We start from the raw sequence: 12509 nt of genomic DNA, 5'->3' as shown, positions 1-12509 counted from the left end.
GGCTAGGAATTCGCCTCCGTTAAGGTTTTACGGTATTCACCAGGTGAGATGCCCTCCATTTTTTTAAACACTTTGCTGAAGTACTTCTCGTCCTGGTATCCAACCATTTCCGAAATTTTAACGATTCGTAGTGAAGGATTCTGCAGGAGCAGTTTGGCATTGTTGATTCGCAGTTTCCCCAGATATTCGGACCAGTTCAAACCGAACTGCTGTTTGAATTTGCGAGATATATACTCTCGGCTGAGATAGAACCGTGCAGCGATCTGCTGCAGGGACAGATCCTCTTGATAATGGGCATCAGTGTAGCGCGCAATATCGGTCATCGGATCAGAATGGGTATTAGGGTGAAAAGTAAGAGCTTTCCCCGCTGCCAGCAGTCGCTGTTCCAGCAGAGACCGAAGCAGAGGCAAGGACAGCAGCCCTTCGGAGTCCAGTGGTAATTCTGCAAAGGGGATAGACTGTTCCTCTACTGCATCCTCATCGCTTGCTGGCGGAGAGTCTGCCGCATCATCAAGCCACCGCCCAAGGATCCATTCCATTTCTTCCATCCACTGATGAACCTGTTCGGCGGAGATGATCTGAAGCTGCGTTATGGGCTCGATCCACTCTGCCACAGCATGGGCTACACTGGAAGCACGCCCACTAATCGAGGCAAGTCGCATGGATTCTTCATAAGCATTTAAACGTAACCCTTTAGTATTCCCTGAGGAAGTCTCTAGAGAATCGTGGAATCTTTGACCGTTCTGGAGCGTATTACGCCTCCATAACCGGAGGCTGGCTTCCTGATAGGCAGCCGCAATACCGGAAGGATAGGATTCGCACGCGGAGACACCAAAGTGAAGCCGGCGCTGGATGGTTTGCTGCAATCCAGCGTTTATCTTCTCAAGCAAGGGGCCAAGAGCGGTACAACTTCCCCAGTGCAATAATACGATCTCATCAGGCTGATCCAAGTGGCGGAATGCTACGCCTTCCTCAGGTGTGGATAACATCTCGGCGCAAATATTCAGAACGGAGAATACAAGCAGATCGGGATGGCTGCGGTATTTGGCCAGACATTCTGCATCCAGATGGGACAGGCTGGTGACAGCAATATTGCAATTTCCAGCCTTAACCGGGAGATTCAGCTCATCCCGCAGCCGCTGAATCTGAGCATGCCCATTGCCGCGTCCGGCGACAAGTTCTGTCAGCAGCCTGTCATGATAATGGGGACGCATGCGGTTGACCACAATGGACTGGCGTGCTGCCTGCAAACGGGCGGATTCTTCTTCCTGCCAAGCACTCACGGCCTTGGATAGGGAGGCATTCAACTCATCCGCTTCTACGGGCTTGAGCAGATAATCCATGCCCCCGTAGCGAATCGCATGCCGGACAAGCTCAAAATCGTCATACCCACTGATAACCAGTACCTTGCTCTGCGGAGCGTGAACCGATATCCATTCCAGCAGGGCCATGCCATCCTGACCGGGCATGCGCATGTCACTAAGAACAATCTCCGGTTGGTGGGAAGAGATCGCTGCTGCGGCTTCATGACCGTCTGCGGCTTCAAGGAGGGTATCTATCCCCAGGTCATCCCAATGCCCAAGCAGTCTGATTGCGTCGCGGACGTGCTTTTCATCATCAACAATAAGTGCTTTCATGTTGTTCACTCCCCCGCGTAAATGTTGAGCTTAATTATGACACCGTTTGGTTCCAGGTTGCTGATCTCCAGCATAGCCGTATGCTCCGGCGGAGAGTTCAGTTGGAGCCTGCGCATCACATTCCGTAGGCCGATGGATTCCGATGGGTCGGAATCCTGAGCGGCAAGTCCGGAAGAGGTGTGAATCAGACTCAGCCATCCCTGAATCTCGGACAACTTCTCCTCTGGTATGGGAGGTCCGTTATTCTCCAGTTGAATTTCAATCCAGTGGTCAGATGTCCTGCGACTGCTTATTCGAATGAATCCTTTACCTGGCTGGACATCCGCCCCATGCTTGAAATAATTTTCAATCAATGGCTGCAGGGTCATTCTCGGCAGTTCGGTGCGTAACGTATCTTCGGCAAAATCAAGCTGTACCTCAAGGCGGTCGCCAAACCGCTCCTGTTGAAGCTCCAGATACAACCTTGCATGCTCGGCTTCCTCTCGCAAGGTGACACGAGTTTGGTCCCGCATGCTGTAACGCAGCATTTTGGAGAGGGAAGATAGGAGCACGTACACCCGCTGCCCTTGATGCTGGAGGGCAAGTGTGCCTATGGATTGCAATGTATTGTATAGAAAATGTGGATGGATCTGCGCCTGTAATGCTTTGAGCTGGTTGGTTTTGTTGGCAATCTCCAGTCGGTATTCTCGCAAAATCAGGTTATTTACCGTATCCATCATATCCCGGAAATGACGCGCAAGTACTCCAATCTCATCCTGGCTCTTAAGCCGAATGTCTACATGCAGACGTCCTGCCTGAATCTGATTCATATATCGCATTAATTGCTTGAGTGGTCCGGTTATGCGGATCGAGATAAACAAGGTAGCCACGATAACGAGCAGAAGCGCAGCAATGGCAATCATGGCATTATTCCATGTCAGTGTGGTAGCCCTGGCATATAGCGTCTCATTCGGAATTTGTTTGATGATCGTCCAGTCGGCAAAGGTGCTGCCCATTTGTTGATAGACATACATGGAATGCTCTTGTTCAAAATGTCCTGCAGCGGTGCTGCTTGTTCCCGTTCCGGTCCGTGCTGCATCAAGCTCCCTGGATGCTTCCTGCCTTAATTGATCTGTTCCACTGATCTCAGAACGACCTTGGTATATGATCTGATTCTGACCATCCACGACATAGATTTGTTCCTTCTCCGGATCGTACAGCCTGCTGCAGATGGCCGCTATGGTATCCATGTTCAAGTCTATGGCGAGCACCCCCAGGCGCTCGGTTGACGGAACATCCTTGATTACACGATGTAATGTAATTACTGTTCGTGCAGGATCATCGGCGGAAGCTGCCTTGAAGCCGTAAGTATGACTCATATGTGCTGATTCTACCCATATATCCGGGCTCTCACCACCTGTTTTTCCATGGAGGGTATCGGAATAGGCCTGTTTGCGTTCCTCCCGCTTTGGAAAAGGGCTCATAATTAAGGTAGATTGATTGGCTGCAAACGAGTGCAAATAGAGCTGGAACACATCCGGTACAGCTGAGCGAATGGTCTGCAGCGTTGTATACACCTCTGCTACTGCGCGATAATCGCCAGGTATTTTTGCCAGATTACGTAGGAAATTAGGGTCACTGTATACGGCAAGTGATGCTCGTGCCACATTATCCACATAGTTGTTGAGGTTGGTGGATGCCTGATAGATGAGACGTTTGTTCTCGGCAACGGCCTGCTCGCGCAGGGCTGTTTTGGTCTGGATGAATGTCATGCTGATGGAAGCCAGCAGGGGAAGTGTGGTGGCTATGAGCATGAAAGCGATTAATTTGGTGCGAATGCTGTAGTATTTTGACATTGGGACACCCCTTCTGGTTGCAGGATAAGAGAGGACAATATTTTACACCCAACTGTTCACGAGGGTCAGTGTTTCCAACCGGAATATTGGGGTTTAATAGAAAAAGAGACCAATTCCATCCATCTATAGAAGGGGAGAACGATATGAAGCATCGCAAATCTTCGCAGCTGTTACAGCAGCTGGTGTTCGTGGGTCCCTCCATCGTGTTCTTTATTCTCATCATCGTGGTCCCTTTCCTGCTGGGAATGTATTACTCCTTTACAGATTGGAACGGGGTGTCAGAGAATATCAATTGGGTAGGGTTCGACAACTTTCTTCATATTTTTGCGAATGATCCCAAGTTCCAAACAGCGTTCTGGTTCACGGTACGTTTTACGGTGGTCGGTGTTGTATTAACCAATATCATCGGTTTTTTCCTGGCGTACTTCCTGACCAAACCGCTTAAGACGAGAAACATTCTGCGCACAATCTTTTTTATGCCTAACGTGATTGGTGGACTATTGCTCGGCTTTATCTGGCAGTTCATATTTGTGAAAGGGTTTTCAGCAGTTGGCGACGTGACCGGCTGGTCCTTCTTCAACCTCCCTTGGCTGGGAGACGAGCCGACCGCCTTCTGGGGAATCGTCATTGTATTTGTCTGGCAGACCGCAGGGTATCTGATGGTCATCTACATCTCGTCCCTGACCAATGTGTCGCCGGATCTGCTGGAAGCCGCTGAAATTGATGGAGCAAGCCGCTGGCAGGTACTGCGGAGCATCATTCTACCGCTCATTATGCCTGGGGTAACGATCTGTCTGTTCCTGGCGATCTCCTGGTCATTCAAAATGTTTGATCTCAATCTGTCACTGACCAAAGGTGGACCGTTTGGATCAACGGAGTCCGTTGCACTCAACATTTACAACGAGGCATTCGTGAACAACCGTTACGGCATTGGTACGGCAAAAGCACTCATTTTCTTCGTGATCGTTGCGATCATTACGATGATTCAGGTCCGTCTGACGAAGAGCAAGGAGGTAGAGGCATAGATGGAAACGACGAAAAACTACCGCTTCAGTACGATCATAACCGAGATCATCATGGTACTGATTGGACTTCTGTTCCTAGTTCCGTTCTATTTCCTGTTTGTCAATTCGGTCAAAACATTTGGTGACCTGCTTACCAATTCGGCAGCATGGCCGGAAGTCTTCCAATGGGGGAACTATGCAAACGCCTGGGAGAAAATCAAATTCCCTTCGGCACTGATGAACTCGCTTATCGTTACAGTGGTCAGCAACCTGCTGCTTGTATTGATCAGCTCCATGGCTGCCTACCGGATGGTTCGAAGTGATACCCGCTTCAACCGGATTTTATTCGGCATGTTCATTGCCGCCATGGTGATTCCGTTCCAGTCTATCATGATTCCACTCGTTACGGTAACCAGTAATCTTGGCCTGATCGACAGTCTGGGCGGATTAATTATCTGTTATCTCGGATTTGGTGCACCCATGTCGGTGTTCCTGTTCCATGGGTTCGTTAAATCGGTCCCGGTTGAGATTGAAGAAGCGGCTCGGGTGGATGGCAGCTCCGTATACGGGGTATTCTTCCGAATTGTCTTCCCGCTCATGAAGCCGATGTATGTCACGGTCATTATCCTAAACACCCTCTGGATCTGGAATGACTATCTGCTGCCATCCCTGATCTTGCAGAGTTCCAACCTGCGTACGATCCCGATTGCGACCTTTGCGCTGTTCGGTCAATATACGAAGCAATGGGATCTGGCACTGCCTGCCTTGGTGCTGGGCATCATGCCAATCATTATCTTCTTCTTGCTGATGCAGAAGTACATTATTCAGGGCATTACCGCTGGATCAGTTAAGGGGTAGGTGCGAGAGTAGGTCGCTCCGGGATCATGTTGCGCCTTCGATCGCTGTTGCTCCCCGGTGGCCAGGATGAATTGAGACAAGGAAGCCACCGGGTATCAAAGGCGAACGCTTCGCTTCTCCATCGCATCATGCTCCCTCCGCTCCACCTCGCATGGAGGTGTGAAGGGGAGAAGGCGCCCGGATAGCTCGGACCGGGACTCCTGGAGGAAAAGGCCAAAAGCTAAAAGATGTAGAGCTAGAATAAGTAAGGCCAAGAGGTAAGCAAGGGCAAGAGGGGAGCTTCATTTTGGCAGAAATGAGGGATTACACTAGAATCAAGTTCTTAAGAACCTAGCGCATCTTAAAAGGTGAGTAATCAGGGCATGCAAAGATTAACGAACCCCAGTAACGTTATTTAGGTATCAACAAGCATCAGAACCCAAAAATCTCCGAAATAACGTCTCTATAATTCGTTAAACTGCAAACCTGAAGAAACAAAGACAGATAGCATGCGCTCAGTTCGTTAGACGCTGCCTGCGCCCATGTGGCTGAATCAAACCAACAAGTTGGTAAACAGAAACTACTATAGGGAGAGTGTATGTATGAAAAGAATGACAAAGTTGACGTTGCTCATGCTGATTGCTTTTTCGGTAATGCTCGCAGGTTGTGGCAACGGGGACAAGAGCGGCAGTCCGGTCAATACGGATGCTCAAACGGGCGGAGGAGAGGCTGCTGCAGGGGACAAAACCATCAAAATCTTTCAATTTAAAGTCGAAATTGCGGAAGCGCTTAACCGCCTTAAGGCAGAGTATGAATCCTCGCATCCGGGCATCAAGCTGGACATTCAGACAGTTGGTGGCGGCAGTGACTACGGTGCAGCACTGAAAGCCAAATTTGCCGCAGGCGAACAGCCGGACATTTTCAACGTTGGCGGATACCGCGAACTGGACACTTGGCTTGAATATCTGGAAGACCTGTCGGGTGAAGCTTGGGCTAAGGATGTGCTTGAAGTGGCCAAAGAGCCAATGACCAAAGACGGTAAGCTCTATGGACAGCCGCTGGCACTCGAAGGCTACGGATTCATTTATAACAAAGACCTTTTTGAAAAGGCAGGCATTACTGAAATTCCAACAACGCTGGAACAGTTGGATCAGGCAGCTCAGAAACTTCAGGCAGCTGGCATTACACCGTTTTCGAACGGATATCAGGAGTGGTGGGTGCTTGGCAATCATAACGTAAACGTTGCATTTGCGAATCAGGCAGATCCGGTAAAATTCATTCAAGGCCTAAATGAAGGTACAGAGAAAATTCCGGGCAACCAAGTGTTCACAGACTGGATGAACCTGCTCGATTTAACGCTGAAATACAGCAACAAAAACCCGCTTACTACCGACTACAATACACAGGTAACCCTGTTTGCAAGCGGAGAAGCAGCGATGATGCAGCAAGGGAACTGGACTCAAGTGCAGATTGATGGAATCAACCCCGACCTGAATCTCGGTATTCTGCCGATGCCAATTACGAATGAACCGAATGATAAATTGTTTGTCGGCGTACCTAACTATTGGGTTGTAAACAAAAACTCGCAAGTGAAGCCAGAAGCGAAGGAATTCCTGGAATGGCTCGTAACATCGGATATCGGGAAACAGTACATGACCAAAGAGTTCAAATTTATCCCGGCGTTTAGCTCCATTCAGGCCTCGGAAGAGGATTTGGGCGATCTGGCGACAGAGATCATGAAGTACAGTCAGGAAAACAAAACGTTAAGCTGGAACTTCAACCGCTTCCCGGAAGGTGTTCCACAGGAGTACGGCAGCACCATCCAGGCATATGTGGCAGGCAAATCGGATAAAGCCGGATTGCTTGATGCCTTGCAGCAAAACTGGGACAGTCTGAAAAAGTAAAAATTTCAGAATGACGTTTATACGTAAGTGGAGATAGGAGATGGACCAGTATCACTAAATGTTATCCACAGAAAACAATATCCACAGGCCATCTAATTCCGTTCGACAATCCACTACCATGACTCATTCAATAGGTCAGCCAGAATATCGTTCTGGTTGGCCTATTTTTTTATTTTGAGAACCATCCGGAAAGGATAAAATGGCTATCTGTATTTCGATTGTGGATAACAACAATGAATATAAATAGGTAAGCTAAAACTTTAGCCTAGTACTTGATACTATATGTGGATATCCTTTGTGCATAAGTGTCTACATATGGATGAGAGCTGTGTATAAGTCATGGCTCGTGTCCTATTCTAAAAAAAGAAAACTTGCAATGAAGTATTTAGTACTATATAGTTCTAAATATGATAAATCAAACATCAAGCTCAGGTTCTGCCAAACCGAGAAATGCCAATCCGGTCAACCGGACCAAGGCGGTCGAAGTGGCAGCGCAGTTATTTTTGCGTCAGGGATACAGCTATGTCAGCATGGATGAAGTTGTGCGGGCGAGCGGGGTGTCCAAGTCCAATATTTATTATCATTTTAAAAATAAGGAGGAACTGCTTCAGGCAGTGGTACAATACTGGATCGCCCAGTATGAGTCACAAGTCTATATATTGCTCAGTCAGCGGGAAAGAAGCGTCGAAGAGCGCGTTAACTCGTTTATAGCCGCGTTATCGGCAGGCATTGAAGGGCGCAATTTCGAAGGCAGCTGTCCTTTTATAACGCTCTATATGCAGACACCCGCTAGTGCCCCCGACGTGAAGGCCAGTATCTCCCGATTCTTCCGGGAATTGCAGCCCATGATCGAGAAGCTGTTTCAGCAGGGGGTGGACAGTGGAGAATTCCGTGAAGGCATGGATGCAGGGGCGGTTTCTTCGCTGTTTGTCGCCGCACTGGAAGGATCTCTGGTTCTGGCTGAGACGGCGCGGGATACCGGGATTATAGAACAATCCGTACGTACATTTTGTCAGATGCTTCGTTAAGCGAAGCTCTTTTTTTGGATTTAATTAGTACTACGTGGTTCTAATTAGGAGGAGAGAAAATGAACGTGAATTCTACATACTTAAAAACAACTGACCAGATGCTTACCCATAAGGACTCAATGGCTGCATCCCTTATTTTTATGACAGGCAGCACCGGATTTATTGGCAAGGAGGCAGTGAAGCAGCTGGTCGATGAAAATCTGCAATTGCTGCTGCTTGTCCGTTCAGAATCCAAAGCCAGACAAGGCCTGACTTCATACGGAATATCGGATTTCAGCAGAATTACGTTTGTACAAGGAGACTTGGCGGTGGAGGGACTCGGTCTTACTGCAGCGGATCGTAGGCGCGTGCTGGAAGCAGACGTCATTATTCATGCTGGAGGAACGATGGATGTCACCCTGGGGCGCAAAGTAGCGGAACAGATATTCATGAATGGAGCACGAGAGGTTGCCGGGCTGGCTGAAGAGATTCAGCAGATAAGAGGTCTGAGGCATTTCATTCACATCGTTGGATTCATGAGTCCCTATGGTCTTCGTAATGAGAAAGGTGAAGACATCCCCACTGGCAAGGTGGCCCCGAATGAAAGTGCATATGAAGAAATGAAGTTCCACGCCGATCTGTACCTCCGTGAGCATGCTGTAACAAATCAATATCCACTTTCTGTTGTTAACCCAAGCACAGTCGTTGGACCGCGCCCCACAGGTGAGACTGAGCAAACAGGCGGTATCGGGCTGCTTATCCAGGCGATGCAAAAAAGACTTATGCCGGTTGTACCCGGAGGTTCGTCTTATTGGTTACCGTTAGTGGAGAATGATGTGGTTGGTCGGACTCTGGTCTTCCTGGCCAAAGAGGCAGTCCCAACAGGCGGGACCTATCCGCTTCTGGCACGCAAGGAAACCAGTCCCAATATGAAGGAACTTCTTCATCTTCTTGCGAAGCAGCTGGACGTGCCGAAGCCCAAATGGGCTGTGCCCTTTTCCTGGATGCAATTCGCAATGAGATCAGGAGGGGCACGGATCAGCGGTGTCCCTGCAGAATCGGTTTCCTTTATTACAGAGAGAATATGGCATGTGGAAGAGACGGAAGATTTATTTAAACGCATGGGTCAAACATGGCCCGATATCCGGGAGCAGCTTCCATCGGTTACGGCGGATCTGGATTATCGCCTGAGCCTTCAACCTTACGAAAATCTCTCTTCCGGTTGGACTCGAACCCGGATAGGGAACCTGGCAGCGCTTGGCTGGGAGGGCGAAGGTGAGCCGTGGCTGATCGTGCATGGAATGCTGAATTGTGCAGATGAAATGCTTCCTTTGGGAGAAGAGCTCCATCAGCTGACTGGAAATCCGGTTTGGCTTGTCGACCTGGCAGGGTTCGGACGTTCGGCTGTACATCAAGGGGAGGAGGCCTTTGACGGCCAGGTGGATGAACTGGTTACGGCCATTGGCAAGTTTGAAGGTCCGATGAAGCTGGTAGGCCATTCCATAGGTGCGGCGATTGCATCTGCGGCGATGCAGCGCAGCGGACGAATGGATATCCGTCTTGGTTTGCTTCAGCCTGTCGCTCACAATACGAATCCAAACATGCTGCGGTGGATCTCCCGTTTGCCCAGAGGAATGATGCGTACCCTCCTCAGCCGAAGGTCGGAAAAAAGCTGGCGGCACATGTTAAATCCAAACAGCACTCAAGCTGAAGGAAGCATTACGGTATCTGCACTGGCAGGAAGAATCAGGTCCAGTCTGCAGTCCCCCCGAATAGCGGGAGCACATGCCGACTTGCTACGATGGATTTACTCCGGCAAAATAAAAGGCAGCACCTTCACTTCTGGGGGAAGCACGTGGAATCGGGCAGACATTGCCAATAGTACATTGGTGGTATGGGCTGGCGAAGATACGGACTATCACTACCCTGAGGAGTTGAATCCACAGTGTAAACGAATCGACGTCCCTTATGGACACTACTTTCCGGTCTTTCAATACCAGGAAACGGCAGCAATTCTCGTCAAATGGGCGGATCCGAAACATTGATTTCAACTTTCAGTACGAGGTGGGAATGTGCAGGATTCCCCTACAGATTGCCAAAGGCTTCATTCAAGCGTCTAGAACTATAAAGGGTTTTACCAATGACAGGAGAGATTAGTGAAATGAATCAGCAGCGTGTGGAGATCAGTAAAAATGTATTAATCGAATGCTTGGGACTGCGTGAGGGAGAGAATCTCGTGGTTGTGGCAGACGATGCCAAAAGGGAACTTGCAGAATCCATTTATGAAGCGGGGAAAGCACTTGGAGCGGAATCCGTGCTGATGATTATGGCGGAACGCAGCAGATCTGGGGAAGAACCGCCAGCACCAATTGCACAAGCTATGATCCAAGCCGATGTAGCCGTATGCGTAACAAGATACTCCTTAACCCATACACAGGCCCGGAAACAGGCCGCTGCATCAGGTACACGTGTCGCCACCATGCCAGGCATGACAGAGGATATGTTCATGAATGGTGCCATTACAGCCGAATATCCACAGGTGAAGGCACTGACCGAGAAGGTTACGGCTTTATTAACTGAGGGCAGCCAGGTCCGGATTGAAAAGGAAGGGCATAGTCTGTCCTTCTCCATCAAGGATCGAAGCGGAGTACCCAGCACAGGGATGTATTTGAACCCAGGTGAATCGGGCAATTTGCCTTCAGGGGAGGCCTACATTGCACCGGTTGAAGGAATAGGTGAAGGCAGCATTGTCGTAGATGGATCTGTTGCGGGAATTGGAGCAGTCCGTGAACCGATGACTTTGAAGGTAGAAGAAGGCCGGCTGGTTTCGGCGGAGGGTCCGGATGGACAACAGCTGCTGACGATGCTGGGCGAAGGGGATGGCCGTTATCTCGGCGAATTTGGTATTGGCACCAACAATAAGGCGCGAATTACGGGAGTCGTTCTGGAAGATGAGAAGGTGTATGGAACGATCCACGTTGCCTTTGGCAGTAACAACACATTCGGAGGGACGATTGCGGCAGGAGTGCATATCGATGCAGTAGTGCAGAAGCCTGATGTCTATATTGATGACAAGTTGATTATGAGACGAGGCGAACTGGTTAATTAATCAGATAAAGACAGCTGCAATCCACAGTGTGTCCACAATGAGGGATAAATGAAGTAGATGTTTAAGGTTTTACGTGAGATTTACAAACAAGTACACAACATGTCCACATCAAATTGTTGTATATCCACATACTTATGCTCATTTATCCACAAACTGTGTGCAATATGTGCACAACTTATCCACATATAGGGTATAACTTGATCATTTTGGCGTGAATTTCACTCTCTTCAGCCAATATGGATAGTTATCCACAGTGTCACGTGCAAAAAAGACCAGAGATTTGGCATATAGCCAATCTCTGGTCTTTTTGATGTAGTTTACATTCGTTAGTTTACTTTATATCGATCTTATTTATCTTCCGTATTAAAACGACTGACTGGGCACTATTTTTCATGGCAAGCAGGGGCTTGATGGTTTAAAGAGCAAAGAAATAGGCGAGAGCCGCCAAAATCAGTGAAGCTCTAAATATTTCGTGGAAAATAGCCGATACACCAAGTAACCTTTAAAAGTGAGAGGGTATGGGGACAACTATGAATGAGGAAGCTCAAGTTCAATACATTAATTTTACAGTTGGAGATCAGTTTTTCGCGCTTCGCATTGAGGAAGTACATGAGATTATCAGAATGATTCCCGTGACAACGGTTCCGTTCGGCAGTCCGGAGATCAGAGGCTTTGGCTCTCTGCACGGCAAGGTGGTTTCCGTCGTTAGTCTGCGGGTTCTGCTGGGCATGCCGGATAAAGAAGACGATGCTTCTACGCGTATTATTGTCGTGCCATATAAAGGAGGATATGTGCCTCTAATTGTGGACACGGTGGATTCTGTGGTGACCTACGATCGGTTTGAAGAACCTGCAGAAGAGCATAAGCGTTTCATGACAGGTGTATTCAAAGAGATTGGACATGCCCCGGATCATACAGCGGGAATTTTGAACCTGGAAGTATTGTTGGGCATGCTGACAAGTTTAGGTGAATAAATCGTTTGTTGTCATTGACTAGCAGGTGAGTACCTGCACAAAATCCTAATGTTCCTAATCCCGTTCAGGGGAAAAGGAACATTTTTTTATGCGAATTGAAGTGATCAGGAGCGTACCAGGAGATGAATAAAGCAATTTTTGTGCGTAAAGGTTTTTAAATCCGGGCATTTTCGTATATGATGGAGAGTAACAATGCGAAGGG

Annotated in this window: 9 protein-coding genes; 7 read left to right on the top strand and 2 right to left on the bottom strand. The window is 48.6% G+C overall.

Going from position 1 to position 12509, the window contains the following annotated elements:
• Window positions 1-2 precede the first annotated feature (2 nt).
• Window positions 3-1637 (bottom strand): response regulator, encoded by a 1635-nt coding sequence (locus ABIC22_RS07000; protein WP_354479654.1) that lies wholly within the window; start codon window positions 1635-1637, stop codon window positions 3-5.
• 5 nt (window positions 1638-1642) lie between these two features.
• A complete protein-coding gene (locus ABIC22_RS06995) occupies window positions 1643-3472 on the bottom strand; it encodes a cache domain-containing sensor histidine kinase (RefSeq protein ID WP_354479651.1) in 1830 nt (609 codons plus the stop codon).
• A gap of 143 nt (window positions 3473-3615) precedes the next feature.
• Here ABIC22_RS06995 and ABIC22_RS06990 point away from each other — a divergent pair, with 143 nt between their 5' ends.
• The 7 genes from ABIC22_RS06990 (at window position 3616) to ABIC22_RS06960 (ending at window position 12307) form a co-directional block, all read left to right on the top strand.
• The gene (locus ABIC22_RS06990; protein ID WP_095361509.1) at window positions 3616-4497 is read left to right on the top strand and encodes a carbohydrate ABC transporter permease; all 882 of its coding nucleotides are present in this window, start codon (window positions 3616-3618) and stop codon (window positions 4495-4497) included.
• Window positions 4498-5334 (top strand): carbohydrate ABC transporter permease, encoded by an 837-nt coding sequence (locus tag ABIC22_RS06985; protein WP_095291844.1) that lies wholly within the window; start codon window positions 4498-4500, stop codon window positions 5332-5334. It begins immediately after the preceding gene.
• A 581-nt stretch (window positions 5335-5915) separates the two neighbouring features.
• Complete coding sequence (locus tag ABIC22_RS06980; protein ID WP_154896601.1) at window positions 5916-7217, top strand: extracellular solute-binding protein; 1302 nt, start codon at window positions 5916-5918, stop codon at window positions 7215-7217.
• Window positions 7218-7624: 407 nt separating this feature from the next.
• The gene (locus tag ABIC22_RS06975) at window positions 7625-8245 is read left to right on the top strand and encodes a TetR/AcrR family transcriptional regulator (RefSeq protein ID WP_354479646.1); all 621 of its coding nucleotides are present in this window, start codon (window positions 7625-7627) and stop codon (window positions 8243-8245) included.
• Window positions 8246-8304: 59 nt separating this feature from the next.
• Window positions 8305-10269, top strand: coding sequence for an alpha/beta fold hydrolase (locus tag ABIC22_RS06970; protein WP_354479643.1), 1965 nt, complete (start codon window positions 8305-8307; stop codon window positions 10267-10269).
• A 116-nt stretch (window positions 10270-10385) separates the two neighbouring features.
• Window positions 10386-11333, top strand: a complete 948-nt coding sequence (locus ABIC22_RS06965) for an aminopeptidase (RefSeq protein WP_127539215.1) — start codon at window positions 10386-10388, stop codon at window positions 11331-11333.
• Between the two features lie 530 nt (window positions 11334-11863).
• Window positions 11864-12307, top strand: coding sequence for a chemotaxis protein CheW (locus tag ABIC22_RS06960; protein ID WP_354479639.1), 444 nt, complete (start codon window positions 11864-11866; stop codon window positions 12305-12307).
• Window positions 12308-12509: the final 202 nt, after the last annotated feature.

The sequence above is a fragment of the Paenibacillus sp. PvP094 genome (genome assembly GCF_040546835.1).
Classification (GTDB): Bacteria; Bacillota; Bacilli; order Paenibacillales; family Paenibacillaceae; genus Paenibacillus; species Paenibacillus illinoisensis.
Note: the sequence above shows the minus strand (reverse complement) of the source record. Positions and strands in the feature narration are given on the sequence as shown.

Bases quoted from the DNA above. Each gene is read 5' to 3' on its own strand.
- ABIC22_RS06960 (WP_354479639.1), top strand. From the start codon at position 11,864: ATGAATGAGGAAGCTCAAGTTCAATACATTAATTTTACAGTTGGAGAT.
- ABIC22_RS06990 (WP_095361509.1), top strand. From the start codon at position 3,616: ATGAAGCATCGCAAATCTTCGCAGCTGTTACAGCAGCTGGTGTTCGTG.
- ABIC22_RS06995 (WP_354479651.1), bottom strand. From the start codon at position 3,472: ATGTCAAAATACTACAGCATTCGCACCAAATTAATCGCTTTCATGCTC.
- ABIC22_RS06980 (WP_154896601.1), top strand. From the start codon at position 5,916: ATGAAAAGAATGACAAAGTTGACGTTGCTCATGCTGATTGCTTTTTCG.
- ABIC22_RS07000 (WP_354479654.1), bottom strand. From the start codon at position 1,637: ATGAAAGCACTTATTGTTGATGATGAAAAGCACGTCCGCGACGCAATC.
- ABIC22_RS06965 (WP_127539215.1), top strand. From the start codon at position 10,386: ATGAATCAGCAGCGTGTGGAGATCAGTAAAAATGTATTAATCGAATGC.
- ABIC22_RS06985 (WP_095291844.1), top strand. From the start codon at position 4,498: ATGGAAACGACGAAAAACTACCGCTTCAGTACGATCATAACCGAGATC.
- ABIC22_RS06970 (WP_354479643.1), top strand. From the start codon at position 8,305: ATGAACGTGAATTCTACATACTTAAAAACAACTGACCAGATGCTTACC.
- ABIC22_RS06975 (WP_354479646.1), top strand. From the start codon at position 7,625: ATGATAAATCAAACATCAAGCTCAGGTTCTGCCAAACCGAGAAATGCC.